Raw genomic sequence first — 24,777 nt, forward strand, 5'->3', positions numbered from 1 at the left:
GACCATATAACACCCAAACAATTTGTGTGTTAGACGGTGAAGTCGACGAACCGAAAGTTCGTGTGAACCGCAAAGAAGACCTGTCACATACCCGAATCTGGGTGAGCGTGTGCGTAAGCCACGAGCATCCGAAAGAATTGCTTGACGACCATAGAGCGTTGGAACCACCTGATCCCATCCCGAACTCAGTAGTGAAACGATGCATCGCCGATGGTAGTGTGGGGTTTCCCCATGTGAGAGTAGGTCATCGTCAAGCACCTATCCCAAAACCCCTGATCAGCCTGGCTGGTCGGGGGTTTTGCTTTTGGGGCGCGGAAAAGCCGGGGCGATGGGAGCAGATACCCGCGCCATTCCATTCCCCTTGTAGGAGCGCGCCCTGCGCGCGATATCGCGGGCAGGGCCCGCTCCTACACGTGAGGCATGGCCATGGCGATGGGTATCGCTTCGCTCAACGCCATCCTACGCGTCCCGCCGACGCCACCATCCTATGCGGGACCTGCACCCGTAGGAGCGGACCTTGTCCGCGATAGCCGGCGGTCCCGGCGCGATTCGTGGATGAGATCCGCTCCTACGCCGCACCACCTGCGCCATTCCCCCTGTAGGAGCGCGCCCTGCGCGCGAATCGCGGGCAGGGCCCGTGAAGGCCATGGCGCTGATGGGTATCGCTTCGCTCAACGCCATCCTACGGGGCTGTACCCCGTAGGAGCGGATTCATCCGCGATCCGGCCGGCAGGTCGTCAGCTCCCGCGCCAGGACCATCGGCGGATGGCTATGTGACCTGCGTGAGCGGGCATCCGGCGACCAAGAAACGCAGGCAACAAAAAAGCGCCCCGAAGGGCGCCTTTTCTGTATCGAGCTAACGATCAGCCGTTGAAGCGGCGCAGCACCAGGGTGGCGTTGGTGCCGCCGAAGCCGAAGCTGTTGCTCATCACGGTGTCGAGCTTGGCGTTCTCGCGGGTCTCGCGCAGGATCGGCATGTCGGCGACTTCCGGGTCCAGCTCGTCGATGTTGGCGGAGCCGGCGATGAAGTTGCCCTGCATCATCAGCAGGCAGTAGATCGCCTCGTGCACGCCGGCGGCGCCCAGGGAGTGGCCGGACAGGCTCTTGGTGGAGCTGATGGCCGGGGCCTTGTCGCCAAAGACTTCGCGGATGCCGCGGATTTCCGCCACGTCGCCCACCGGGGTGGAGGTGCCGTGGGTGTTCAGGTAGTCGATCGGGGTATCGACGGTGGACAGCGCCTGCTGCATGCAGCGGATGGCGCCTTCGCCGCTCGGGGCGACCATGTCGTAGCCGTCGGAGGTGGCGCCGTAGCCGATGATCTCGGCGTAGATCTTGGCGCCGCGCTTGAGCGCATGCTCCAGTTCCTCGACCACCACCATGCCGCCACCGCCGGCGATGACGAAGCCGTCACGCTTGGCGTCGTAGGCGCGGGAGGCCTTTTCCGGGGTGTCGTTGTACTGGGTGGAGAGGGCACCCATGGCGTCGAACAGGCAGCTCTGGCTCCAGTGCTCTTCTTCACCGCCGCCGGCGAAGACCACGTCCTGCTTGCCCATCATGATCTGCTCCATGGCATTGCCGATGCAATGCGCGCTGGTGGCGCAGGCCGAGGAGATGGAGTAGTTCACGCCCTTGATCTGGAAGGGGGTGGCCAGGCAGGCGGAAACGGTGCTGCCCATGGTGCGGGTGACGCGGTATGGGCCGATGCGCTTGACGCCCTTCTCGCGCAGGGTGTCGATGGCTTCCATCTGGTTCAGGGTGGAAGCGCCGCCGGAGCCGGCGATCAGGCCGGTACGCGGGTTGGAGATCTGCTCTTCGCTCAGGCCGGAGTCCTTGATCGCCTGTTCCATCGCCAGGTAGGCATAGGCCGCGGCGTCGCCCATGAAGCGGAACACCTTGCGGTCGATCAGCTCTTCGAGGTTGAGGTTCACCGAGCCGGAGACGTGGCTGCGCAGCCCCATGTCGACGTACGACTGGTTGTGGCGGATACCGGCACGGCCGGCGCGCAGGTTGGCGGAGACGGTGTCTTTGTCATTGCCCAGGCAGGATACGATGCCCAGGCCGGTGATCACGACGCGACGCATGCGGATTACCCTTAGAAGCTGTCAGTGGAGGTGAACAGGCCGACGCGGAGGCCTTCGGCGCTGTAGATTTCGCGGCCATCGACGCTGACGCTGCCATCGGCGATGGCCAGAACCAGCGAACGGTTGATGGTGCGCTTGATGTGGATGTTGTAGGTGACTTTCTTGGCGGTCGGCAGGACCTGGCCGAAGAATTTCACCTCGCCCGAACCCAGGGCGCGGCCGCGGCCGGGGTTGCCCTGCCAGCCGAGGTAGAAGCCGACCAGCTGCCACATGGCGTCCAGGCCCAGGCAGCCCGGCATCACCGGGTCGCCTTCGAAGTGGCAGGCGAAGAACCAGAGGTCGGGGTTGATGTCCAGCTCGGCGACCAGTTCGCCCTTGCCATACTTGCCGCCAACGTCGCTGATGTGGGTGATGCGGTCGATCATCAGCATGTTCGGGGCGGGCAGTTGCGCATTACCCGGGCCGAAGAGCTCGCCGCGGCTGCAGCGCAGCAGGTCTTCTCGGGTGAAGGCGTGTTGTTTGGTCATGCGAGCTCCTCAAAAATCCTGAACGGCAGGGCGAAATCGGTCGTCCTGCGGCTCCGCGCGCCTCATTCTTGTAGCGGCGTCCTGCGGCAGCCTAGTCATAGACTATTGCCTGATGGTTAAAGTCACAGCACCGGGCGAACGGTTGTTCACTTTCTTTCGGTGCCTCGTTGCTCCAGCTGGGCGTGCATTTTGCCGATCAGCCTCGCAGGCCCACGAGTTTGGGCGAACAGGCCCCGCGGATCAACGGCCGGAGGTCAACCAGCGCTGCAGAATTTTCTGTAGATCGGCGCGCTTGAACGGCTTGGCCAGGTAATCGTCCATGCCCGACTCCAGGCACAGCTCGCGATCGCCCTGCAGGGCATTGGCGGTCAGGGCGATGATCGGCACCTGCTGGCGTCCGGGAAGTGCGCGAATCTGTCGCGTGGCCTCGTAGCCGTTGAGCAGCGGCAGGCGGCAATCCATGAGGATGGCATCGAATTCGTTACGTTCTGCCGTGCGCACCGCCTGCGCGCCATCGCCGACCAGAGTGACGCGATAGCCGAGGCTGCGCAACATGGCTTCTATGACCGTTTGATTCACCGGGTTGTCCTCCACCAGCAGCACCGACTGGCCGGTGGCCTGCTCCGAGGCGCGCAGGGCGCGTTCGGCCGCGCCCAGGCTGCGCGCCTGGAAGGGCAGGGGAATCTCCAGGGTGAAAGTCGAGCCCAGGCCTTCCTCGCTGGATGCCTGCAGGGTGCCGCCCATGCGCTCGGCCAGGGTGCGGGCGATGGCCAGGCCCAGGCCGGTGCCGCCGTAGCGCCGCGAGGTGGACGAGTCGGCCTGCTTGAAGGCCTCGAACATGTGCTCCAGGCGTTCCGGGGAGATGCCGATGCCGCTGTCGTTGACCGCGCAGGTCAGCCACAGCACTTCGTCGTCCAGGGCCTGCCAGCGGACTTCCAGACGGATGGCGCCTTCCTCGGTGAATTTCAGCGCGTTGCCCAGCAGGTTGACCAGGATCTGCCGCAGGCGCGTCGGGTCGCCCCGCACCTCCAGGTGCTCCAGCCCTGGCTGGACGTCCATGCGCAGCGTCAGGCCGCGTTGCTGGGCGCTGTGCTGGAAGGCCAGCAGCGAGCCCTGGATCAGCTCCAGCACGTTGAAGGGGATGCGCTCCAGCTCCAGGGCGCCGCGCTCGATGCGCGAGAAGTCGAGGATGTCGTTGATGACCTTGAGCAGGTGCTCGGTGGACTCGGTGGCCAGCGCCGTGTATTCGGCCTGCTCGTGGTTGAGTTCGGTGGTCTCGAGCAGTTGCAGCATGCCCAGCACACCGTTCATCGGCGTGCGCAGCTCGTGGCTCATCATCGCCAGGAAGTCCGACTTGCTGCGGTTGGCCTGCTCGGCCTCCTCGCGGGCCGCCACCAGTTGGGCGATGGTGCGCTCCTGTTCCTTGCTGGCCTGCTGCAGGCCGCGCGCCAGGTTGTTGATGTGCCGTGCGAGGTCGCCGACCTCGCCGTTGTCCAGCACCGGCAGGCTGGTCTGGTAGTCGCCGGTCTGGATCGCCTGCACCGCGTTGGCCATGGTGCTGATCGGCGCCGCCAGGCGCTGCGCCAGGCGGCGGGCCAGCAGCAGCGTCAGCAGCAGGGCGAAGAAGGCCAGCAGGCTGGCCTTGAAGAGGATTTCCTGCTGGCGTTCGCTGAAGGCGTCGTTGGCCATGCCCACCACCACGCGCCCCAGGTAGTCGGCGTCGCTGGCCGGCTGGTCCTGGCGGCCCGGTGTGTGGCGCAGCGTGGCGGCGTCGCCCGGCACCTCGGGGGCGACGTGCTCGCGCTGGATGGCGGCGTGGAACACCTCGATCTTGGGCGCGACCTGGCCGTTGTCGCTGGGCGGCTGCTCGGCGTAGACGAGGATCTCGTCATTGCGGTTGCGCACCTCGATGAAGCGCACGTGCGGCGTACCCAGGGTGGTGCGCAGCAGGCTCTGCAGCACCGGCAGGTTGCCCGAAAGCACGCCATACTCCGCTGCCGGGGCGAGCTGGTTGGCGATGAGCTGGCCGGTGTGGTTGAGCTCCTGGCGCAGGTCCTGCAGGCGCGAATAGGTGAAGTAGCCGGTCAGCAGCAGGGTCAGCAGCAGCGCGGGGCCGAGGCTGATGGCGAGCATGCGGTTCTGGATGTTCCAGCCCTTGCGCGGAGTCATCGTGCCTCTCCGGCGGCTGGTCGATTCTGGCGATGGTGCGTGGCGTGCACGGAACGGCTCTGTTCTCGGTTTTCTACGGGTACGGATGTTAAACGAGGCGGGGCGCTTTGCCAGCGTGCGATGTGCACTGGCCGCCTGGCGGTGGCGCCTTATAATGCCCCAATCGCCGCCCGAGTGCGGCCCGTGATGGAAGTGACATGACTGAGCAGCAACCGATCGCTGTGCTGGGCGGCGGCAGTTTCGGCACCGCCTTCGCCAACCTGCTGGCGGAGAACGGCCAACGCGTGCGCCAATGGATGCGCGACGAGGAGCAGGCCGCGAGCATCCGCGCCCTGCGCGAGAACCCGCGCTACCTCAAGGGCGTGCGCATCCACGAGAACGTCGAGCCGGTCACCGACCTCGCAGCGACCCTGAACGATTGCGAACTCATCTTCGTCGCCGTGCCCTCCAGCGCGCTGCGCAAGGTGCTGGAGCCCTTCGCCGGGCAACTGGCGGGCAAGTCGCTGGTCAGCCTGACCAAGGGCATCGAGGCGCAGAGCTTCAAGCTGATGAGCCAGATTCTCGAGGAAATCGCCCCGGCCGCGCGCATCGCGGTCATTTCCGGGCCGAACCTGGCCCGCGAGATCGCCGAGCACGAGCTGACCGCCACCGTGGTCGCCAGCGAGGACGAGGCGCTCTGCAGCCGCGTGCAGGAAGCGCTGCACGGCCGCACCTTCCGCGTCTACGCCAGCGGCGACCGCTTCGGCGTCGAGCTGGGCGGCGCGCTGAAGAACGTCTACGCCATCATCGCCGGCATGGCCGCGGCCCTGGGCATGGGCGAGAACACCAAGGGCATGCTGATCACCCGCGCCCTGGCGGAGATGACGCGCTTCGCCGTCAAGCTCGGCGCCAACCCCATGACCTTCCTCGGCCTGGCCGGGGTGGGCGACCTGATCGTCACCTGTTCGTCACCGAAAAGCCGCAACTATCAGGTCGGCTTCGCCCTGGGCGAGGGCCTGAGCCTCGACGACGCCGTCGCCCGCATGGGCGAGACCGCCGAAGGGGTGAACACCCTCAAGGTGCTCAAGGCCAAAGCCGACGAGTTGGGCGTCTACATGCCGCTGGTCGCCGGGCTCTACGCCATCCTCTTCGGCGGGCGCACCCTGGCCCAGGTGATCCAGGCGCTGATGAGCGGCGAGCCGAAGACCGACACCGACTTCATTCCCACCAGTGGCTTCTGAGGAGATACCCATGTCCGCTGATCGCTTGGCCGACCGTATGAACAAGGAATCCCTGGCCCTGCGCATCCTCTGGATGCTGCTGTTCGCCCTGGTGTGGTACGTCGCGCAGATGCTGCTCGGCGCCGTGGTGGTGGTGCAGCTGGTCTACCGCATCATCTACGGCGCGCCCAGCGCCAGCCTGCTGGCCTTCGGCGACAGCCTCAGCCAGTACCTGGCGCAGATCGGCCGCTTCGGCACCTTCAACAGCGACGAGAAACCCTGGCCCTTCGCCGACTGGCCGGCCGCCCGCGCCCCCGAGGGCGAAGCCGCCCACGCCGTGCCGCCGGCGCCGCACCCGGCGCGCGACGAGGAGCCGAAGTTGTGAGGATCTGGCTGCTGCGCCACGGCCAGGCCGAACCCCAGGCCCGCCGCGACGCCGAGCGGGAACTGACCGCCCACGGCCGCAAGGAAGTGCTGCAGAGCGCCGGGCACCTGGCCGGCCACCCGCTGGACGGCATCCTGGCCAGCCCCTACGTGCGCGCCCAGCAGACCGCCGAGCTGGTGCGCGAGGCGCTGGGCTTCGACGGCGCGGTGGGCACCGCGCCCTGGCTGACGCCGGACGACGATCCTCGCGACGTGCTGCGCTTTCTCGACAACCGCAGCGAGCGCAACCTGCTGCTGGTCAGCCACCAGCCGCTGATCGGCTCCCTGGGCGGGCTGCTGGTGCACGGCAGCCGCGACGAGGCGCTGCCGATGGCCACCGCTTCCCTGGCCGAGCTGGAAGGCGAGGGGCCGCTGGCGGGGTTGATGACGCTGGTTTCCCTCTACCATCCCGGACGCGGTTGACGGTTCCGCCAGGGCTCCGCATGGGGCCTTGGCGTTTCTGCGCATCAATTCGGCTTGTCGTCGTCCGTCAGGCTGACGTCATCGTTCGGCCCGCGCCCGGCCAGGCGCTGCTCCAGGCGGTTGCCCAGCACCAGGATCAGCAAGGTCAGCGCCAGGCCGATGGCGGCGGTCAGCACGTGCCCGGTGCCACAGGCCAGGCCGAGCATCGACGAGACCCAGATAGTGGCGGCGGTGGTCAGCCCCTCGACGCGATAGCGACGCTCGTGGTGGACGATGACCCCCGCGCCGATGAACCCGATGCCGGTGAGCACGCCCTGGGCCACGCGGCTGGCGGCATCCGCGGTGGCCGGCTGCAACTGCTGGATCACCGTGATCGCCAGCGCCGCGGCCAGGGCGGTGAGGGCGTGGGTGCGCAGCCCGGCGGGGCGGTGGTGCAACTGGCGGTTGAGGCCGATCAGGCCGCCGAACAGGGTGGCGCAGAGCAGGTTGAACAGCAGCGGCAACTCGGCCAGCGCGCTGTCGGTGATGAACGGCATGGGCAGCTTTCCACAGGGGCCTGCCGCTGCTTTTAGCAGTTCGCCGTCGGACGCGCCATGCGCTGCTGAAGCATCTCCCTACAAAAGTTCACATATCCCTTCTTGCCAGTCTGTAGGACGCATGGAATATTCGACCAAGCAAGTGCTTGGTTGATCTATCGCTACACCTCTAGAACAACAAAAAAGGAGGGGCATGTGGTCACTGAAATTCGTTCTCCGCTCGAGCAATTCCTGCAACGCGAGGCGCGCCATCCGGACAAGCGCTACCTGGTTCAGCCGTTGCCGGGCGGCCAGGTGCAGAGCCTCACCTGGGGCGAGGCCGGCGACCAGGCGCGGCGTGCAGCCGCCTGGCTGCGCAGCCTGCAACTGCCGCCGGGCAGCCGCGTGGCGATCATCTCGAAGAACTGCGCGCACTGGATCATCGCCGACGTCGCCATCTGGATGGCCGGGCACGTCTCGGTGCCGCTGTACCCGAACCTCACCGCCGAATCGGCGCGCCAGGTGCTGAGCCACTCCGAAGCCGCGGTTGCCTTCGTCGGCAAGCTCGACGACTGGCCGGCGATGGCGCCCGGGCTGCCGGCCGAGGTGCTCAGCGTGTCCCTGCCGCTGCATCCGGCAGGGCGCTTCGACCATAGCTGGGACGACCTGCAGGCCTGCGAGCCGCTGCAGGAGGTGCCGCTGCCGGATCCCGCCAGCCTCGCCACCATCATCTATACCTCCGGCACCACGGGCACGCCCAAGGGCGTGATGCATTCCTACGCCAACTTCGACTTCGCCGCCAGCCACGCCATGCAACTGTTCGGCGTCGGCGAGGAGGACCGCCTGCTGTCCTACCTGCCGCTGTGCCACGTGGCCGAGCGGATGTTCGTGGAGATGGCCTCGATCTACGCCGGGCAGACGATCTTCTTCGCCGACAGCCTGGACACCTTCATCGCCGACATGCGCCGCGCGCGGCCCACGGTGTTCTTCGGCGTGCCGCGGATCTGGACCAAGTTCCAGATGGGCGTCTATGCGCAGATGCCGGCGCAGAAGCTCGACCGCCTGCTGCGTCTGCCCATCGTCGGCCGCCTGGTCGGGCGCAAGGTACTCGCCGGCCTGGGCCTGGACGCGGTGCGCTACGCCCTGTGCGGCGCGGCGCCGGTGCCGCCGGCATTGCTCGACTGGTACAGGCGCCTGGGCCTGAGTGTGCTGGAGGTCTACGGCATGACCGAGAACTGCGGCTACTCCCACGTGTGCCGCCCGGGCAAGCAGCGCGAAGGCTGGATCGGCCAGTCCAGTCCCGGGGTGGAAGTGCGCATCAGCGACGAGGGCGAGGTGCAGGTGCGCAGCGGCGCAACCATGCTCGGCTACTACAAGGACCCCGAGCGCACCGCCGAGACCCTCACCGAGGACGGCTACCTGCGCACCGGCGACAAGGGCGAGCAGGACGCCGACAGCAACCTGCGCCTGACCGGCCGGCTCAAGGAAATCTTCAAGACCGGCAAGGGCAAGTACGTCGCCCCTGCGCCCATCGAGAACCGCCTGGCGGTGCATTCGCGCATCGAGCAGATCTGCGTGGTCGGCGACGGCCTGGTGGCGCCGCTGGGGTTGTGCGTGCTGTCCGAGGTCGGCCGCCAGGAGGCCGCCAACGGCTCGCGCTCGCAGCTGGAAGAGAGCCTGCGGCAGCTGGTGGAGGAGGTCAACGGCGAGCTGGACAAGCACGAGCGCCTGGCCGGGCTGGTGCTGGTGAAGGACGTGTGGAGCGTGGACAACGGCTTCCTCACGCCTACCCTGAAGATCAAGCGCAACGTGGTGGAATCCACCTACGGCGCGCGTTTCAACGAATGGGCCGAGCGCCGCGAAGCGGTGCAGTGGCATGACTGACTGCCGGGAGCGAATGCATGAGCCAGTGGCGCACTACGCCTGACCTGGAGGCGCTCAACGCCAACCTGAGGAAGACCATAGGCGAGGTCCTGGACATCCGCTTCGAGGCGGTGGACGACGACTCGCTGACCGCCAGCATGGTGGTGGATGCGCGCACCCACCAGCCCTATGGCTTGCTGCACGGCGGCGCCTCGGTGGTGCTGGCGGAAACCGTCGGCTCCACCGCCAGCTACCTGTGCATCGACACCAGCAAGTACTACTGCGTGGGCCTGGAGGTGAACGCCAACCACCTGCGCGGCCTGCGCAGCGGGCGGGTGACGGCGGTGGCGAAGGCGGTGCACCTCGGCCGCTCCACCCACGTCTGGGAAATCCGCCTGCACGGCGACGACGGCAAGCCCAGCTGCATCTCGCGGCTGACCATGGCCATAGTGCCGCTGGAGCGCTAGGCGATACGCAAGACCTGTAGGCGGGCCCTGCCCGCGATTTCGCGCGCAGGGCGCGCTCCTACAGGGGAATGGCGCGTTTGGGGCGGCGTAGGAGCGGATCTCATCCGCGAATCGCGCCGATACGTCCGGCTATCGCGGACAAGGTCCGCTCCTACAGGGAAGCGCCATGCCTCAAGACAGACCGTAGGAGCGGACTCCGTCCGCGATTCGCCTTCCGGCCGCGCAATTTTATCCAAGACCTGCCGGCGCCCGGGCGCTAGAGTAGGCCCATGGAACGCATCGAACACCACTGCAGCGGGCTGCCCGGCGTGCGCTACATCGACGCCGAGTACCACCGTTTCGCCTTTCCCCGGCACTTTCACCTGGACTACCACATCGGGCTGATGCTCGACGGTCGCCAGCGCTACGTGCACGCCGGCGAACGCTGCCTGGCCGGTGGCGGCGACATCCTGCTGATGAGCCCGGAAAGCATCCACGACGGCGCCAGCGAGGGCGACGGCGGCTACCGCATCCGCGTGCTGTCCATCGAGCCGCAGTGGTTGGAGCAGGCCGCGCGCAGCCTCAGCGATGGCCGCCAGGGCACGCCGCGGCTGCTGGCCAGCCAGCTGCGCGACGAACAGTTGCGGCAGCAACTGCACGGCCTGCACCAGGTGCTGGCCGCAGGCGAGCGCCTGGAACAGGAAGGCCGGCTCTGGCAGGGCCTGGCCACGCTGCTCGGGCATGCCTCCAGCCTGCGCATCCGCGAGCCGCGCCAGGGCTTCGACGCCGCGACCTGGCGACGCCTGCGCGACTGGCTGGAATCGCGTCTGGAGAGCCCGCCGACGCTGGACGAACTGGCGGCCTTCTGCGACCTCAGCCCCTGGCAGGTGCTGCGGCGCTTCCGCAACCACTGCGGTCTGCCGCCGCACCAGTGGCTGACCCAATTGCGCCTGGAGCGGGCCCTGCCGCGGGTGCTCGCCGGCCAGCCGCTGAGCGAGGTGGCGCTGAGCCTGGGCTTCTACGACCAGGCGCACTTCAGCCGCCTGTTCCGCCGCACCTACGGACTGCCGCCGGCGCGCCTGCGCCAACCCTGATCCCACCCCGATACTCACTTTCCCCTGGAGAATCCCGCCATGCAGGAGGCCCGCGTCTTGCTGACGCTCACCGCCGTATTCGCCGTCGCCCTGGTCAGCCCGGGCCCGGATGTCGCCCTGGTAGTGCGCACCGCTTTGCACCAGGGGCGCCGTGCCGGCGTGCTCAGCGCCCTGGGCCTGGCCTGCGGCATCCTGGTCCACGGCACCCTGGTGCTGACCGGCGTGTCGCTACTGCTGCGCCATTCGCCGGTGCTGTTCGGCCTGCTGCAGGGGGCTGGCGCGCTCTACCTGGGCTGGCTCGGCATCGGCGCGTTGCGCGCCTGGTCGCGGCGTGGCGCCGGCGGGGCAGGGCGCCTGGACGGCGAGCTGCCGGCCTCGCCGCTGGGGCCCTGGCTGCGCGGCCTGGCCACCAACCTGTTCAACCCCAAGGCGCTGGTGTTCTTCCTCGCCCTGCTCAGCAGCCTGATCCCGCTGGACATGTCCGCGCCCGGCAAGCTGGCGGTGGCGGCCATGCTGTTCTGCACCGGCTTCGCCTGGTTCAGCCTACTCAGCGTGACCCTCACCCGCCCGGCGCTGCAACAGCGCCTGCTGCGGGCGGTACCGGTCATCGACGGCGCCTGCGGCCTGGTGTTCCTGCTGGTGGCCGGCGGCATCGCGCTCAGCCTGGCGCGGCAGTTCTGAGGCGCCCTGGCTTTTGGCCGGAGTGCCCTGGCCGGCAGTGGGCCCGGCCATTGTGGCCAGCCATGGCCTGGGGGAGAATTCCGCAGTCATCAGCACTGCGGTCACCGGCATGTCCCACGCGATCTTCTTCGCCCACGCCAACGGCTTCCCCTCGGCCACCTACGGCAAGCTGTTCCAGGCCCTGGCGCCGGAATTCGAGGTGCGCCACCTGGACATGCACGGCCACGACCCGCGCTTCCCGGTGAACGCCAACTGGGCGAACCTGGTGGACGAGCTGCTGTTCCACCTGGAGGCCCAGGGCGCGCCGGTATGGGGCGTCGGCCACTCCCTCGGCGGCCTGCTGCACTACCATGCCGCGCTGCGCCGCCCGGAGCTGTACCGCGGCGTGCTGATGCTCGACTCGCCGACCCTGACCTTCGCCGACCAGTGGGTGATCCGCGCCGCCAAGCGTTTTGGCTTCATCGACCGCATCACCCCCGCCGGGCGCACCCTGGGGCGACGCGAGGCGTTCGCCGACTTCGACGAGGCGCTGCGCTACTTCGGCGGCAAGTCGCTGTTCCGCCGTTTCGACCCGGACTGCCTGGCGGACTACGTGCGCCACGGCCTGGCCGCGAGTGGCCAGGGCCTGCGCCTGAAGTTCGACCCGGCCACCGAGATCAGCATCTACCGCAACGTGCCCCATGCCGCGCCGGGCAGCCCGCGGCGCCTGGCGGTGCCGCTGGCGCTGGTGCGCGGCCGCCACAGCCGGGTGGTGCTGCCGCACCATGCCCGCGCGGTGCGCCTGGCGCCGCAGGGCGAGTCCCTGTCGCTGCCCGGCGGGCACATGTTCCCGCTGGAGCGCCCGCGCGACACCGCCGAACTGATCAAGCAGGTCGTCGAGCGCTGGCAGCGCCGTGCCGAACAGGAGAATTCCCGCCCATGAGCGCCCAGGTCGAAGAGATCCGCCTGAACCTTCCGCACATCGAACTGGCCGCGCACCTGTTCGGCCCGGAGGACGGCAAGCCGGTGCTGGCCCTGCACGGCTGGCTGGACAACGCCATGAGCTTCGCGCGCCTGGCGCCGAAGCTGGACGGGCTGCGCATCGTCGCCCTGGACTTCGCCGGCCACGGCCACTCGGCGCACCGCGCCCCCGGGGCCAGCTACCTGCTGTGGGACTACGCCTACGACGTGCTGGCGGTGGCCGAGCAACTGGGCTGGGAGCGCTTCTCGCTGCTCGGGCATTCCATGGGCGCCATCGTCTCGGTGCTGCTGGCCAGCGCCATGCCCGAGCGCATCGAACGCCTGGCGCTGATCGACGGCCTGGTGCCCTACACCGGCGAGGCCGATAGCGCGCCGGCCAAGCTGGGCGAGGCGCTGAAGGCGCAACTGGCGCTGCCGAACAAGCGCAAGCCGGTGTACGAAGCCATCGACCGCGCGGTGGATGCACGCATGAAGGGTGTCGGCGCGGTCAGCCGCGAAGCCGCCGAACTGCTGGCCCGGCGCGGCCTGATGCCGGTGCCCGGCGGCTTCACCTGGCGCAGCGATGCGCGCCTGACCCTGCCCTCGCCGCTGCGCTTCACCCGCGCCCACGCCGCGAGCTTCGTCCAGGCCGTGCAGTGCCCGGTCAGCCTGGTGCTGGCCCAGGGCGGCATGCTCTCTGCCGAGCCGGGCATCCGCAAGCTGATCGACGGGCGTCCCTTCGACGTCCACGAGCTGCCCGGCGGCCATCACCTGCACCTGGACGACGAAGCCGGTGCGCAGGCGGTGGCGGCGATCTTCCAGCCGTTCCTGGGCGCGTAGGCGCGGGGAAACACCCCGTTGCCGCACCCCGCTTGACTAAAGCGGGGCTTGCCACGACGCTGCATGGATCGCAGTCGGGAGATTCTGCATGATTCAGCTCTTCGCCACCGCCATGCCGGGCGGCCCCAAGGATTCCAGCGGCCCGGGCGTGCATGCCCCGCGGCGTGCGCAACGGAGGTGCGACGCCTGACATGCCTCGCCTTTCCCTGCTGCCCCTGGTGGGCACGCTGCTCGCGGCCAGCGCCTTCGCCGCCGACGTTCCCGACAGCCACGACCTCGATGCGCTGCCCCGTTTCCCGAGGGCGGAGATCATCGATTTCACCAGCGCCCCCGCCACCGAGCGCGTCTACCCGCTGGGGCCGATCAGCCGCATCAGCGGGCGCCTGCGCATGGAGGGCGAGGCGCGCGCCCTCGGCCAGCTCACCGCGCTGACCTACCGCCTGCCCGACGAGGACTCCAGCGCCAGCGCCTTCGCCGCCGCACGCAAGGACCTGCTCAAGGCCGACGCCACCCCGCTGTTCTGGTGCGAGGGCCGCGACTGCGGCTCCAGCAGCCTGCTGGCCAATGCGGTGTTCGGCAAATCCAGCCTCTACGGCCCGGACGACCAGCAGGCCTACCTGTTGGTGCGCCTGGCCGCGCCGCAGCAGGACAGCCTGCTGGCGGTCTACGCCATCACCCGCGGCAACCGCCGCGCCTACCTGCACGCCGAGCAACTGGACGCCGGCAGCGCCCTGGGCGAACTGCTGCCCAGCGCCGCGACCTTGATGCGCCTGCTCAAGGCCAACGGCGAGCTGACCCTCAGCCACGTGCCCGCCCAGCCCGGCGGCGCCTGGCTCGACCTGCTGGTGCGCACCCTGCGCCAGGACACCGGCGTGCGCGTCGAGCTGGCCGGCGCCCATGCCGCTGACTGGCGCAGCGCCCTGACCGGCCAGGGCGTGCGCGATGCCCGCCTGGAGCTGGGCAGCGGCGAAGGGGACGGGCTGCACCTGACCTGGCTGCGCTGATTCGCCTACGCTGAAGCTGGGCGCGCCCTGCGCCCGGCTGCCGTCGCCGTACCGAGAAGGAGTCCGGCCCCGATGTTCGATAACCTGCTGTTGCGCATCCTCCTGGTGGTCCTGCTGGTCGCCACCCTGTGGGTGCTGGCGCCGTTCTGGACGGCGCTGTTCTGGGCCGCCGTGCTGGCCTTCGCCAGCTGGCCGCTGATGCGCCTGCTGACGCGCCTGCTGGGCGGCCGCGAGGCCCTGGCGGCGGGCGTGCTGACCGCTTTCTGGATCATCGTGGTGGCGCTGCCGCTGCTGGGCCTGGGCTTCGGCCTGGCGGACAAGCTGCGCGCCGGCGTCGAGCTGGTGAAGAACCTGCAGGTCTCCGGCCTGCCGCCGCCGCCGAGCTGGCTGGCGCGCACCCCGCTGATCGGCGACCGGCTGATCGGCTGGTGGTACTCCATCGACCAGCAGGGGGTGGCCATCTTCTCCGCGCTCAAGCCCTACATGGGCGAGGTCGGCAACTGGCTGCTGGCGCGTTCGGCCAAGCTGGCCGGGGGCATCTTCGAGCTGGTCCTGAGCCTGGTGTTGATCTTCTTCTTCTACCGCGACGGCAAGCGCCTGGAGGCCTTCGCCTACCAGATGCTGGAGCGCCTGATCGGCCCGCGCGCCGAGCACTACATGGACCTCATCGCCGGCACCGTGCAGCGGGTGGTCAACGGCGTGATCGGCACCGCGGCGGCCCAGGCAGTGCTGGCCTTCATCGGCTTCAGCATCGCCGGGGTGCCCGGTCCGATCCTGCTCGGCCTGCTGACCTTCGTCTGCAGCCTGCTGATGGTCCCGCCGCTGGTCTGGGGGCCGGCCACCGTCTGGCTGTTCTTCCAGGGCGAGTACGGCTACGGGGTGTTCCTGGGCATCTGGGGCTTCTTCGTCATCAGCGGCGTGGACAACATCCTCAAGCCCTACCTGATCAGCCGCGGCGGCAACCTGCCGCTGGTGGTGGTGCTGCTCGGCGTGCTCGGCGGGCTGCTCAGCTTCGGCTTCATCGGCCTGTTCCTCGGCCCGGTGCTGCTGGCGGTGGTCTACAACCTGGTCAACGACTGGATCGAGAGCCCCAAGCGCGGCACCCTGCCGCCGGGCGGCCCGGGGGACAAGGCGCCCTAGGCCGGAATCTTCGGTTATCGCCCGTCGTAGGATGGCGTTGAGCGAAGCGATACCCATCGCCACGGCAGCATGGGTTTCGCAGGCTCAACCCATCCTACGACCGTGCTTCCCTGGCGCCGTAGGGCGTATAACCGTTCGCGGTTATACGCCGTTGGCCCATGCAGCGAAGCCCTACGAAAGCGCCTCGCTGCGCACGCCGACCAAACGGTCGCGGCCGGCACCGAGGCCGGCCGCCAGCGCGCCCAGGCTGATGACGATGAAGATGACGCCCACCGCATTCCAGCCGTCGCTCAGATCGTGCACCAGACCGACCAGGAAGGGCCCCAGGGCCGCCAGGGTGTAGCCCACGCCCTGGGCCATGCCGGACAGGTGCGAGGCGACGTGGGCGTCGGGCGAACGCAGCACGATCAGCGCCAGGCCGATGCTGAAGGTGCCGCCCTGGCCCAGGCCGAGCACCACCGCCCACAGCCACAGGCTACCGCTGGGCGCGTAGAGCAGGCCGAGCAGGCCGGCGAGGGTCAGCGCCAGGACCAGGAACACCACCAGGCGCTGGTCGCGCCCGCGGGTGCCGAGCCAGGGCGCGCCCAGGGCGCTGAACAGCTGCACCATCACCGAGCCGGACATCATCAGCCCGGCGGCCGTCGGGCTCAGGCCGCGGTCGATGAGGATCGACGGCAGCCAGCCGAACACGATGTAGGCCAGCGACGACTGCAGGCCCATGTACAGGGTCACCTGCCAGGCCAGCGGATCGCGCCACAGGCCGCGGACCTGGAAGGCCTGGCGGTGGGCGTGCTGGGCCTGGCGCGTCTGCGGCAGCCAGACCAGCGCGGCGAGCACCGCCGGCAGGGCCCAGGCGGCCAGGGCCGGCTGCCAGCTGCCGCCGAACAGTTCGGCCAGGGGCACGCTGGCCCCGGCGGCCAGGGCCGCGCCCAGGCACAGGGCCATGGTGTAGACGCCGGTCATGATCCCGGCGATGTGCGGGAAGTCGCGCTTGACGATGCCCGGCAGCAGCACGCCGATGATGCCGATGCTGGCGCCGGCCACCAGGCTGCCGAGGAACAGCCCGGCGATGGGGAACAGGCTGCGCAGGACGATGCCTGCGGCCAGCAGCAGGAGGATCGCCAGCACCGCCCGCTCGGCCCCCAGGCGCCGCGCCAGGCGGGGCGCCAGCGGGGCGAACAGGCCCAGGCAGAGCACCGGCAGGGTGGTCAGCAGGCCTGCGGCGGCGGCCGACAGGCCGGTGTGCTCGCGCACCATGTTCAGCAGTGGCGCCAGGCTCGACAGCGCCGGGCGCAGGTTCAGCGCCACCAGCACCAGGCCGAGCAACAGCAGCCAGGGCCGTACCGGTGCGGGTGTAGGGGCGGGGGCTTCGTCGATCTCGGCGTCGATCAGCAGTTCGTCGGCGTGATGTTGTTGGGGCATGGTGGCGATCGCAAGGCAGTGGGAAGGGAAGTCAGATCAGCAGCGCGCGGTTGGCGGCCGCGGCCGCCTCGGCGTCCTGGCGCTCCAGGGCGTCCAGCAGTTGCCGGTGCAGCTCGAAGGCCGGCTGCGGGCGGCCGGGTTCGCTGATGGTGTGTTGCAGGCCGGCGCGGATGACCTGCGAGAAGTAGCGGTACAGCTCGCTCAGCAGCGGGTTGTGGGCGCTGTCCACCACGCGCTGGTGGAAGGCCAGGTCGTGCTCGACGTAGGCCTGAAGGTCGCCGCCGTAGTGCTGCGCGCTGAGCGCCAGGGCCTGGCGCAGGGCGGCCAGGTCGGCGTCGCTGCGGCGCAGGGCGGCCAGGCGCGCGGCCTCTACCTCGATCACCCCGCGCGCTTCCAGGGCCTGCTCGATGGAGCCGCGGGCCAGGGCCAGCATGGTGTCCAGCGGGTTGGCGCAGGCGCGCACGTAGGTGCCATCGCCCTGGCGCACTTCCAGCACGCCGGAGAAGGTCAGCACGCGCACCGCCTCGCGCACGGTGTTGCGGCTCATGCCGAGGATTTCCGCCAGCTCCGGTTCCGGCGGCAGGCGCTGGCCGAGGGCCCAGGCGCCGCTGTCGATGCGCTGGCGGATCTGCTCCAGGGCGATGTCGACCAGGGAGCGCTTGAGGGGATTGGCCATATAGACATCCAATCATCGGATGATTAGGCCGGACAGGCTACTGCAGCGGTGGGGGGCTGGCAAGGCGCGGATCGTCCCCTTGTAGGAGCGCGCCCTGCGCGCGATTCGCGGACGGAGTCCGGCAAGCTCAACACCCCGTAGGATGGTGTTGAGCGAAGCGATACCCATCACCATGGTCCGATGGGTATCGCAAGCTCAACCCATCCTACGAAAAGCATCTCGGCGCAGTTGGCAAGACAGCTGCTCCTACAGGGTTACGCCGAACCTTCCGGTGCCCGATGAAAACGGCGGATAACGCCGTAGGCGTTATGCGCCCTACGGGAGCATCCCGGCACCCGTAGGATGGTGTTGAGCGAAGCGATACCCATCGCCATTGCCCGATGGGTATCGAAAGCGCCCCGGCGCAGCCGGCAGGAGACTCAGGCAGCGATATTGACCAGGCTGCCGCTGGTGTTCTGGTAGCTGGCGGCGCTGCTGTCCTGGTAGTGCCTGGCCAGCATGGCGAGCATCTGCTGCACGGCTTCGGCGCCGGCCGAGCCGCTGTTGGTGCTGGAGGCGTCGCTGCTGGTGCTGCTGGTCAGGCTGCTGTCGGTTTCCCCGGAAGCGGGCGGCGGGGGCGGCGGCATGTCGCCCTGGGCCTGCTGCAGGGCGCTGCTCAGTTCGTCCTGGCTGATGCTGCCGTTGCCGTCGCTGTCCAGGGCGCTGAACAGTTCGCTGCTGTCGGTGCCGGAGGCGCTGGCGGCGCTGAGTTCGTCGCTGCTGATGCTGCCGTCGCCATCGCTGTCCAGGGACGACAGCAGGTCGCTGGCGGCCTGGTCGGAGGAGGGTGGCGGGGGCGGCGGCATGTCGCCCTGGGCCTGTTGCAGGGCGCTGCTCAGTTCGTCCTGGCTGATGCCGCCGCTGCCGTCGCTGTCCAGCTGGGCCAGCAGCGAATCGATGTCGATGTCGCCGCTGTCGCTGCCGGAGGCGGACAGGGCGCTGTCCAGCTCGCTGGAGCTGACGCTGCCGTCACCGTCGCTGTCGAGGGACTTGAACAGGTCGGCGGCGAATTTCTGCGCCTTGTCGCTGCTGCCGCTGGTGCTGGTGCTGGTGCTGGTGGTGCTGCTGGAGCTGCTGGCGCTGCGCTGGGTGCTGGCGAGCGCGGCGCTGCTGTAATAGCTGCTGTAGCTGCTGACTCCGCTGATCATCGGACTGCCTCCATGAGGTTATGGGGTCCGGAACTGGAGTTCCGGTCCTGGCAGGTTCGATGGGCGCCTTGTCGGCGGTATGTGCGCTTTGTATGCGGCGGCCGACAAAGCCTCAGGCGCGCGGCAGGCGCAGCACCGCGGTGGCGCCGCCGCCCGGGGTTTCCTCGAAGTACAGGTCGCCGCCGTGGCGCCGCGCCGCCTCGCGGGCGATGGCCAGGCCCAGGCCGACGCCGCCGGAGTTGCGGTTGCGCGAGCCTTCCAGGCGGAAGTAGGGCTCGAATACCTGCTCGCGCATCTGCGCGGGGATGCCCGGGCCGTGGTCGCGGACGAGGATCTCCACCTGCTGGCCGCTGTCGCGCAGTATCAGCTGCACCTCGCCGGCGTAGCGCAGGGCGTTGTCCAGCAGGTTCGACAGGCACGAGCGCAGGGCCAGCGGCTGCACCTTCAGCGGTGCGCACTGGCCTTCGACGCTGACGCGGGCGCCATGCTCGCAGGCGTCCTCGGCCAGCGATTCGACCAGGGCGTTGACGTCGAACCACTGCAGCGCCTCGCTGGTGCGCTCCTGGTGCAGGTAGTGCAGGGTGGAGTCGAGCATGCCGATCATCTCGCCCAGGTCCTGGGCGAAGCGCGCGCGCAGCTGCGGGTTGTCGATCTCCTCCACACGCAGCTTCAGCCGCGACAGCGGCGTGCGCAGGTCGTGGGACACCGCCACCAGCATGCGGCCGCGCTGCTGCACCTGCTCGCGGATGCGCTCGCGCATGCGGTTGAAGGCCTGTGCCGCGCGCTGCGCCTCCTGCGGCCCGGTTTCCGGCAGCGGCGGGCTGTCCAGGTCCTCGCTCAGCTGCAGCGCGGCATTGCCCAGGCGCTCCACCGGGCTGGCGAGCAGGCGCGCGCCGAACCAGGCGGCGCCGACCAGGGCGAGCAACTGGAACAGGAAGGGCATGCTCCAGAACGGCAGCCGCGGCGGCGGGGGCGGCGGCGGGCCGACCATGTGTCCCTCGAACTGCTCATGGGGCGGTGGCGGCGGTGGCGGCGGGCCGGGATGGCGGAAGTGGCTGAACCAGACGAAGGCCAGCAGGTGCGCGACCACGATGGCCAGCAGGAACACCCCGAACAGACGGGCGAACAGGCTGTCGGCGAACTGCAGCGAGCGCTTCTTCATCTGGCCTCCTTGGCCGGGCCGGGGTCAGGCGATGTCACGGACGTCGAACAGGTAGCCTTCGCCGCGCACGGTCTTGATCAGCCGCGGCGAGCGCGGGTCGTCGCCGAGCTTCTGGCGCAGGCGCGAGACCAGCAGGTCGATGCTGCGGTCGAAGGCCTCGATGGCGCGGCCGCGCGCGGCGTCCAGCAGCAGTTCGCGGTTGAGCACCCGGCGCGGGCGTTCGAGGAACACCCAGAGCAGGCGGAACTCGGCGTTGGACAGCGGCACCACCAGGCCGTCCGGTGAGTGCAGCTGGCGCAGCACGCTGTCCAGCCGCCACTGGTCGAAACGCACCTGGGCGCGCGGTTCGTTGCGCGCCTCGTCGCCACGCACGCGGCGCAGGATGGTCTGGATGCGCGCCACCAGCTCGCGCGGCTCGAAGGGCTTGGCCATGTAGTCGTCGGCGCCCAGTTCCAGGCCGATGATGCGGTCGGCCGGCTCGCAGCGCGCGGTGAGCATCAGGATCGGGATGTCCGACTCGCTGCGTAGGTAGCGGCACAGCGACAGGCCGTCCTCGCCGGGCAGCATCAGGTCCAGCACCACCACGTCGAAGTTTTCCTCGGCCAGCGCCTGGCGCATGCCCGCGCCGTCGGCCACGCCGCGCGCCTCGATGTTGAAGCGCGCCAGGTAGCCGCAGAGCAGTTCGCGGATCGGCTCGTCGTCGTCCACCAGCAGGGCGCGGATGGTCCAGCGGCGCTGGCTGTCTTGGCTGGAGGTGGGGCTGGAGGGAAACATGCAGTACCTGTCGCTGGGAGCGCCCGGGGCGCGGGGTCAATGCTAACCCGCCGCCGCACGGCGGGCCACGGTAGGCAAGACTGACGGCGGCGGATATCGACAGAGTGTCGTCAATGTATCGGTGCGCTTACAAAACCGCGCCACAGCGCTTCTTTACGCTTTCTTTATGCCCGCCGGAAGCCCCGCCAATCGCTTCTTTACGCCCCCTTTGCGGACAATTTCGCCATCGCAAGGATCCGCCTGCGTGAGGAGAGACAGACATGAGCGTGCTCGACGGGGTGTCCCTGGTCCTGGCCACGGGACTTTTCATCTACCTGCTGGTGGCGCTGCTGCGCGCCGACCGTTCCTAGGGGGCTGCATGAACAGCCATGACGTGCTGCTGATCGCCGCCTTCTTCGCCCTGGTGCTGCTGCCCGCGCCGCTGCTCGGGCGCTTCTACTACAAGGTGATGGAGGGCGAGCGCACCTTCCTCAGCCCGGTGCTGGCGCCGGTGGAGCGCCTGATCTACCGCGTCTGCGGCATCGACCCGCGGGCCGAGCAGGACTGGAAGACCTACACCCTGGCCATGCTCGCCTTCAACCTGGTGGGCCTTGCGCTGCTGTTCGCCATCCTCGTTGGCCAGGGCATGCTGCCGCTCAACCCGCAGCACCTGCCGGGCCTGGAATGGACCCTGGCCTTCAACACCGCGGTGAGCTTCGTCACCAACACCAACTGGCAGGCCTACAGCGGCGAGGCGGCGCTGAGCTACCTGAGCCAGATGCTCGGCCTGACCGTGCAGAACTTCGTCAGCCCCGCCGTCGGCCTGGCCGTGCTGGTGGTGCTGGCTCGCGGCATCGCCCGCAAGTCCACGCAGCACCTCGGCAACTTCTGGGTCGACCTGACCCGCGCGACCCTCTACGGCCTGCTGCCGCTGTGCCTGGTCCTGGCGTTGCTGCTGGTCTGGCAGGGCGTGCCGCAGACCTTCCTCGACTACGTCCACGCCACCACCCTGCAGGGCGCCGAGCAGTCCATCCCGCTGGGCCCGGCGGCCAGCCAGATCGCCATCAAACAACTGGGCACCAATGGCGGCGGCTTCTTCGGCGTGAACTCGGCGCACCCGTTCGAGAACCCCACGGCCTGGGCCAACCTGTTCGAGCTGGCGTCGATCATCCTGATCCCGGCGGCGCTGGTGTTCACCTTCGGCCACTACGTCAAGGACCTGCGCCAGAGCCGCGCCATCCTCGGCTGCATGCTGCTGCTGTTCGTCGTCGGCCTGGGCGTCGCCCTGTGGGCCGAGTACCAGCCCAACCCGGCGCTGGCGCACCTGCCGATCACCCAGGGCGCGCCCCTGGAAGGCAAGGAGAGCCGCTTCGGCACCACCGCCAGCGTGCTCTGGGCGGTGACCACCACGGCCGCCTCCAACGGCTCGGTGAACGCCATGCACGACAGCCTCAACCCGCTCAGCGGCCTGGTGGCGATGTTCAACATGATGCTCGGCGAGGTGGTCTTCGGCGGCGTCGGCGCCGGCCTCTACGGCATGCTGCTGTTCGTCCTGGTCGCGGTGTTCCTGGCCGGCCTGATGATCGGCCGCACCCCGGAATACCTGGGCAAGAAGCTGGAGGCCCGCGAAGTCCGCCTGCTGGTCGCCACCCTGCTGGTGATGCCGGTCGGCGTGCTGGTGCTCGGCGCCATCGCCGCCAGCCTGCCGGGTCCGGCGAGCGCGGTGAGCAACCCTGGCGCCCACGGCTTCAGCCAGCTGCTCTACGCCTATACCTCGGGCACCGCGAACAACGGTTCGGCGTTCGCCGGCTTCGGCGCCAACACCCCGTTCCACAACCTGATGATCGCCCTGGCCATGCTCATCGGCCGCTTCGGCTACATCGTCCCGGTGCTGGCCATCGCCGGCAGCCTGGCGGCGAAGAAGCGCGTGCCGGTGGGGCCGAACAGCTTCCCCACGCACGGCCTGCTGTTCGTCGGCCTGCTGGCGGCGACCATCCTCCTGGTCGGTGGCCTGAACTTCCTGCCGACCCTGGTTCTCGGCCCGGTGGCCGATCACCTGACCCTGGGCTTCTGAGGAGCCGATAGATGAACGCCAAGACCCAGGACATGCCGCTCAAGAGCGCCACGTCCGCCCCCGAGAAACGCCACAGCCTGAGCTTCGCCGCGCTGTGGAGGCCGGCGCTGCTGCAGGCCTTCGTCAAGCTCGACCCGCGCCAGCTGCAGCGCTCGCCGGTGATGCTGGTGGTGGAACTGACCGCCATCCTCACCACAGTGCTGTGCTTCACCGGCGGTGACGCCGTGCCGCTGTCGGTGGCCGCGCAGATCGCCGCCTGGCTGTGGTTCACCGTGCTCTTCGCCAACTTCGCCGAAGCCCTGGCCGAGGGCCGCGGCAAGGCCCGCGCCGACAGCCTCAAGGCCGGCACCCAGGGCCTGATGGCGCAGCGCCTGAACGTCGACGGCGCCTACGAAAGCGTGCCGGCCACCAGCCTGCGCAAGGGCGACGTGGTGCGAGTGGTTGCCGGCGAGCTGATCCCCGGCGACGGCGAGGTGATCGAGGGCGTGGCGGCGGTCAACGAGGCCGCCATCACCGGCGAATCGGCGCCGGTGATCCGCGAGTCCGGCGGCGACCGCTCGGCCGTGACCGGCAACACCCGGCTGGTTTCCGACTGGCTGCTGGTGCGTATCAGCGTCAACCCCGGCGAGTCGACCCTCGACCGCATGATCGCCCTGGTGGAGGGCGCCAAGCGGCAGAAGACGCCCAACGAGGTGGCCCTGGACATCCTGCTGATCGGCCTGACGCTGATCTTCCTGCTGGTGGTGGTGACGCTCAAGCCCTTCGCCCTGTTCGCCGGCGGCAGCCTGCCGCTGGTGTTCCTGGTGGCGCTGCTGGTGACGCTGATCCCCACCACCATCGGCGGCCTGCTCTCGGCCATCGGCATCGCCGGCATGGACCGCCTGGTGCGCCTGAACGTGATCGCCAAGTCCGGCCGCGCGGTGGAGGCCGCCGGCGACGTACACGTGCTGATGCTCGACAAGACCGGCACCATCACCTTCGGCAACCGCCGCTGCGCCGCGCTGCACGCCGCGCCGGGGGTGAGCGCGCCGGAACTGGCCGAGGGTGCCTTCCTCGCCTCGCTGGCCGACGACACCCCGGAAGGCAAGTCCATCGTCGAGTTCCTCCGCGCGCAGATCCTCCTGCCGGAGCCGTCGCGCGAACAGCTGACGCCCATCGCCTTCAGCGCCGAGACGCGCCTGTCCGGCGTTGACCTCGACGGCCGCGTGTACCGCAAGGGCGCGGTGGACGCCGCGCTGGCCTTCATCGGCCGCGCCCGCGACGAGATGCCGGAAAGCCTGGCCAAAGAGGTCGAACGCATCGCCCAGAGCGGCGGCACCCCGCTGCTGGTGGTGGCCGACGGCAGGCTGCTCGGCGCCATCCACCTCAAGGACGTGGTCAAGCCGGGCATCCGCGAGCGCTTCGCCGAACTGCGCCGCATGGGCATCCGCACCGTGATGGTGACCGGCGACAACCCGCTGACCGCCGCGGCCATCGCCGCCGAGGCCGGGGTGGACGACGTGATCGCCGAGGCCACGCCGGAGAAGAAACTGGCGCGCATCCGCCAGGAGCAGGGCGAAGGACGCATGGTCGCCATGTGCGGCGATGGCGCCAACGATGCGCCGGCGCTGGCCCAGGCGGACGTCGGCATGGCCATGAACGACGGCACCCAGGCGGCCCGCGAGGCGGCGAACCTGGTGGACCTGGACAGCGACCCGACCAAGCTGCTCGACGTGGTCCAGGTGGGCAAGGAACTGCTGGTGACCCGCGGCGCGCTGACCACCTTCTCGGTGGCCAACGACGTGGCCAAGTACTTCGCCATCCTGCCCGCGCTGTTCGCCGGCATCTACCCGCAGCTGCAGGTGCTCAACGTCATGCACCTGGCCAGCCCGCAGAGCGCCATCCTCTCGGCCATCGTGTTCAACGCGCTGATCATCGTCGCGCTGATCCCCCTGGCCCTGCGCGGCGTGCGCGTGGCGGCCAGCGACGCCATGCACCTGCTGCGGCGCAACCTGCTGATCTACGGGGTGGGCGGGATCATCGCGCCCTTCATCGGCATCAAGGCCATCGACCTGTTGCTGGTGGCCCTGGGCCTGGTCTGAACGGGACTGCCGGCCTTGGCGATGGGTATCGCTTCGCTCAACCCATCCTACGGGCTACCCGAACTGTAGGAGCGAGCT

General features: G+C 69.1%; 23 protein-coding genes and 1 rRNA gene. 15 read left to right on the forward strand and 9 right to left on the reverse strand.

Translation table 11 applies throughout. The annotated features are described in order from the left end of the window. Window positions 1–140: 140 nt before the first annotated feature. Window positions 141–256, forward strand: a 5S ribosomal RNA gene (gene rrf, locus RN02_RS09725). Between the two features lie 607 nt (window positions 257–863). On the opposite strand, the gene fabB is transcribed toward rrf, so the two are convergent. The 3 genes from fabB to RN02_RS09740 form a co-directional block, all read right to left on the reverse strand. Continuing rightward, window positions 864–2,081 (reverse strand): beta-ketoacyl-ACP synthase I, encoded by a 1,218-nt coding sequence (fabB, locus tag RN02_RS09730; protein ID WP_043272190.1) that lies wholly within the window; start codon window positions 2,079–2,081, stop codon window positions 864–866. An 11-nt stretch (window positions 2,082–2,092) separates the two neighbouring features. Continuing rightward, on the reverse strand, window positions 2,093–2,608 hold the full coding sequence (gene fabA, locus RN02_RS09735; RefSeq protein ID WP_009618534.1) for a 3-hydroxyacyl-[acyl-carrier-protein] dehydratase FabA: 516 nt from the start codon (window positions 2,606–2,608) through the stop codon (window positions 2,093–2,095). Window positions 2,609–2,848: 240 nt separating this feature from the next. Further along, the gene (locus RN02_RS09740; protein ID WP_043314254.1) at window positions 2,849–4,777 is read right to left on the reverse strand and encodes an ATP-binding protein; all 1,929 of its coding nucleotides are present in this window, start codon (window positions 4,775–4,777) and stop codon (window positions 2,849–2,851) included. A gap of 197 nt (window positions 4,778–4,974) precedes the next feature. On the opposite strand from RN02_RS09740, the gene RN02_RS09745 reads away from it, so the two are divergent. Genes RN02_RS09745 through sixA form a run of 3 tightly spaced genes read left to right on the forward strand, consistent with a single transcriptional unit; the run spans window position 4,975 to window position 6,822 of the window. After that, complete coding sequence (locus RN02_RS09745; RefSeq protein WP_009618538.1) at window positions 4,975–5,997, forward strand: NAD(P)H-dependent glycerol-3-phosphate dehydrogenase; 1,023 nt, start codon at window positions 4,975–4,977, stop codon at window positions 5,995–5,997. 37 nt (window positions 5,998–6,034) lie between these two features. Beyond that, entirely contained in the window at window positions 6,035–6,361 is a 327-nt protein-coding gene (locus RN02_RS09750; protein ID WP_370311548.1) for a DUF4389 domain-containing protein, read from the forward strand. Next, window positions 6,358–6,822, forward strand: a complete 465-nt coding sequence (gene sixA / locus RN02_RS09755) for a phosphohistidine phosphatase SixA (RefSeq protein WP_043272187.1) — start codon at window positions 6,358–6,360, stop codon at window positions 6,820–6,822. The genes RN02_RS09750 and sixA overlap by 4 nt, the downstream gene beginning before the upstream one ends. Before the next feature lie 44 nt (window positions 6,823–6,866). Here sixA and RN02_RS09760 read toward each other — a convergent pair whose 3' ends face one another. Beyond that, window positions 6,867–7,358, reverse strand: coding sequence for an MgtC/SapB family protein (locus tag RN02_RS09760; RefSeq protein ID WP_052267686.1), 492 nt, complete (start codon window positions 7,356–7,358; stop codon window positions 6,867–6,869). Window positions 7,359–7,553: 195 nt separating this feature from the next. On the opposite strand from RN02_RS09760, the gene RN02_RS09765 reads away from it, so the two are divergent. The 8 genes from RN02_RS09765 (at window position 7,554) to RN02_RS09800 (ending at window position 15,344) form a co-directional block, all read left to right on the forward strand. Continuing rightward, window positions 7,554–9,221 (forward strand): AMP-binding protein, encoded by a 1,668-nt coding sequence (locus RN02_RS09765; protein ID WP_009618547.1) that lies wholly within the window; start codon window positions 7,554–7,556, stop codon window positions 9,219–9,221. Between the two features lie 17 nt (window positions 9,222–9,238). Continuing rightward, window positions 9,239–9,667, forward strand: coding sequence for a hotdog fold thioesterase (locus RN02_RS09770; protein WP_043314255.1), 429 nt, complete (start codon window positions 9,239–9,241; stop codon window positions 9,665–9,667). Between the two features lie 269 nt (window positions 9,668–9,936). Next, a complete protein-coding gene (locus tag RN02_RS09775) occupies window positions 9,937–10,740 on the forward strand; it encodes an AraC family transcriptional regulator (RefSeq protein WP_043314256.1) in 804 nt (267 codons plus the stop codon). A gap of 39 nt (window positions 10,741–10,779) precedes the next feature. Then, on the forward strand, window positions 10,780–11,421 hold the full coding sequence (locus tag RN02_RS09780; protein ID WP_043314257.1) for a LysE family translocator: 642 nt from the start codon (window positions 10,780–10,782) through the stop codon (window positions 11,419–11,421). Window positions 11,422–11,530: 109 nt separating this feature from the next. Continuing rightward, window positions 11,531–12,343 carry an alpha/beta fold hydrolase gene (locus RN02_RS09785; protein ID WP_043314304.1) on the forward strand — a complete coding sequence of 271 codons (813 nt, stop codon included), beginning with the start codon at window positions 11,531–11,533 and terminating at the stop codon, window positions 12,341–12,343. Next, complete coding sequence (locus RN02_RS09790; RefSeq protein ID WP_043314258.1) at window positions 12,340–13,200, forward strand: alpha/beta fold hydrolase; 861 nt, start codon at window positions 12,340–12,342, stop codon at window positions 13,198–13,200. The genes RN02_RS09785 and RN02_RS09790 overlap by 4 nt, the downstream gene beginning before the upstream one ends. A gap of 191 nt (window positions 13,201–13,391) precedes the next feature. Further along, the gene (locus tag RN02_RS09795) at window positions 13,392–14,204 is read left to right on the forward strand and encodes a DUF4892 domain-containing protein (RefSeq protein ID WP_052267687.1); all 813 of its coding nucleotides are present in this window, start codon (window positions 13,392–13,394) and stop codon (window positions 14,202–14,204) included. A gap of 72 nt (window positions 14,205–14,276) precedes the next feature. After that, on the forward strand, window positions 14,277–15,344 hold the full coding sequence (locus tag RN02_RS09800) for an AI-2E family transporter (protein WP_043314259.1): 1,068 nt from the start codon (window positions 14,277–14,279) through the stop codon (window positions 15,342–15,344). A 171-nt stretch (window positions 15,345–15,515) separates the two neighbouring features. On the opposite strand, the gene RN02_RS09805 is transcribed toward RN02_RS09800, so the two are convergent. From RN02_RS09805 to RN02_RS09825, 5 genes are all read right to left on the reverse strand, one after another. Beyond that, complete coding sequence (locus RN02_RS09805) at window positions 15,516–16,766, reverse strand: CynX/NimT family MFS transporter (protein WP_043314260.1); 1,251 nt, start codon at window positions 16,764–16,766, stop codon at window positions 15,516–15,518. 31 nt (window positions 16,767–16,797) lie between these two features. Beyond that, a complete protein-coding gene (locus tag RN02_RS09810) occupies window positions 16,798–17,442 on the reverse strand; it encodes a FadR/GntR family transcriptional regulator (protein WP_043314261.1) in 645 nt (214 codons plus the stop codon). A 419-nt stretch (window positions 17,443–17,861) separates the two neighbouring features. Next, window positions 17,862–18,629, reverse strand: coding sequence for an EF-hand domain-containing protein (xopAW, locus tag RN02_RS09815; protein ID WP_052267688.1), 768 nt, complete (start codon window positions 18,627–18,629; stop codon window positions 17,862–17,864). Between the two features lie 112 nt (window positions 18,630–18,741). Then, window positions 18,742–19,791, reverse strand: coding sequence for a sensor histidine kinase (locus tag RN02_RS09820; RefSeq protein ID WP_043314262.1), 1,050 nt, complete (start codon window positions 19,789–19,791; stop codon window positions 18,742–18,744). Window positions 19,792–19,815: 24 nt separating this feature from the next. After that, entirely contained in the window at window positions 19,816–20,565 is a 750-nt protein-coding gene (locus tag RN02_RS09825; RefSeq protein WP_043314263.1) for a response regulator, read from the reverse strand. Window positions 20,566–20,825: 260 nt separating this feature from the next. Here RN02_RS09825 and kdpF point away from each other — a divergent pair, with 260 nt between their 5' ends. From kdpF to kdpB, 3 genes are read left to right on the forward strand one after another with little or no spacing between them, the layout of a single operon-like run. Further along, window positions 20,826–20,915: a K(+)-transporting ATPase subunit F gene (kdpF, locus tag RN02_RS09830; RefSeq protein WP_009618573.1), complete on the forward strand. Its 90-nt coding sequence runs from the start codon at window positions 20,826–20,828 to the stop codon at window positions 20,913–20,915. 8 nt (window positions 20,916–20,923) lie between these two features. Next, a complete protein-coding gene (gene kdpA / locus RN02_RS09835) occupies window positions 20,924–22,618 on the forward strand; it encodes a potassium-transporting ATPase subunit KdpA (protein ID WP_043314264.1) in 1,695 nt (564 codons plus the stop codon). Window positions 22,619–22,629: 11 nt separating this feature from the next. Continuing rightward, window positions 22,630–24,699: a potassium-transporting ATPase subunit KdpB gene (gene kdpB, locus RN02_RS09840; RefSeq protein WP_043314265.1), complete on the forward strand. Its 2,070-nt coding sequence runs from the start codon at window positions 22,630–22,632 to the stop codon at window positions 24,697–24,699. The last annotated feature ends 78 nt before the right edge of the window (window positions 24,700–24,777 follow it).

Origin of the sequence: Pseudomonas sp. PI1, assembly GCF_000812405.1 — a bacterium.
In the GTDB taxonomy this organism is placed as follows: domain Bacteria; phylum Pseudomonadota; class Gammaproteobacteria; order Pseudomonadales; family Pseudomonadaceae; genus Pseudomonas; species Pseudomonas citronellolis.

Bases quoted from the DNA above. Each gene is read 5' to 3' on its own strand.
- RN02_RS09760 (WP_052267686.1), bottom strand. From the start codon at position 7,358: ATGCCGTTCATCACCGACAGCGCGCTGGCCGAGTTGCCGCTGCTGTTC.
- RN02_RS09775 (WP_043314256.1), top strand. From the start codon at position 9,937: ATGGAACGCATCGAACACCACTGCAGCGGGCTGCCCGGCGTGCGCTAC.
- RN02_RS09805 (WP_043314260.1), bottom strand. From the start codon at position 16,766: ATGCCCCAACAACATCACGCCGACGAACTGCTGATCGACGCCGAGATC.
- fabA (WP_009618534.1), bottom strand. From the start codon at position 2,608: ATGACCAAACAACACGCCTTCACCCGAGAAGACCTGCTGCGCTGCAGC.
- RN02_RS09790 (WP_043314258.1), top strand. From the start codon at position 12,340: ATGAGCGCCCAGGTCGAAGAGATCCGCCTGAACCTTCCGCACATCGAA.
- RN02_RS09825 (WP_043314263.1), bottom strand. From the start codon at position 20,565: ATGTTTCCCTCCAGCCCCACCTCCAGCCAAGACAGCCAGCGCCGCTGG.
- RN02_RS09780 (WP_043314257.1), top strand. From the start codon at position 10,780: ATGCAGGAGGCCCGCGTCTTGCTGACGCTCACCGCCGTATTCGCCGTC.
- kdpB (WP_043314265.1), top strand. From the start codon at position 22,630: ATGAACGCCAAGACCCAGGACATGCCGCTCAAGAGCGCCACGTCCGCC.
- RN02_RS09745 (WP_009618538.1), top strand. From the start codon at position 4,975: ATGACTGAGCAGCAACCGATCGCTGTGCTGGGCGGCGGCAGTTTCGGC.
- xopAW (WP_052267688.1), bottom strand. From the start codon at position 18,629: ATGATCAGCGGAGTCAGCAGCTACAGCAGCTATTACAGCAGCGCCGCG.
- RN02_RS09750 (WP_370311548.1), top strand. From the start codon at position 6,035: ATGAACAAGGAATCCCTGGCCCTGCGCATCCTCTGGATGCTGCTGTTC.
- RN02_RS09785 (WP_043314304.1), top strand. From the start codon at position 11,531: ATGTCCCACGCGATCTTCTTCGCCCACGCCAACGGCTTCCCCTCGGCC.
- RN02_RS09820 (WP_043314262.1), bottom strand. From the start codon at position 19,791: ATGAAGAAGCGCTCGCTGCAGTTCGCCGACAGCCTGTTCGCCCGTCTG.
- kdpA (WP_043314264.1), top strand. From the start codon at position 20,924: ATGAACAGCCATGACGTGCTGCTGATCGCCGCCTTCTTCGCCCTGGTG.
- RN02_RS09810 (WP_043314261.1), bottom strand. From the start codon at position 17,442: ATGGCCAATCCCCTCAAGCGCTCCCTGGTCGACATCGCCCTGGAGCAG.
- kdpF (WP_009618573.1), top strand. From the start codon at position 20,826: ATGAGCGTGCTCGACGGGGTGTCCCTGGTCCTGGCCACGGGACTTTTC.
- RN02_RS09800 (WP_043314259.1), top strand. From the start codon at position 14,277: ATGTTCGATAACCTGCTGTTGCGCATCCTCCTGGTGGTCCTGCTGGTC.
- fabB (WP_043272190.1), bottom strand. From the start codon at position 2,081: ATGCGTCGCGTCGTGATCACCGGCCTGGGCATCGTATCCTGCCTGGGC.
- RN02_RS09795 (WP_052267687.1), top strand. From the start codon at position 13,392: ATGCCTCGCCTTTCCCTGCTGCCCCTGGTGGGCACGCTGCTCGCGGCC.
- RN02_RS09740 (WP_043314254.1), bottom strand. From the start codon at position 4,777: ATGACTCCGCGCAAGGGCTGGAACATCCAGAACCGCATGCTCGCCATC.
- RN02_RS09770 (WP_043314255.1), top strand. From the start codon at position 9,239: ATGAGCCAGTGGCGCACTACGCCTGACCTGGAGGCGCTCAACGCCAAC.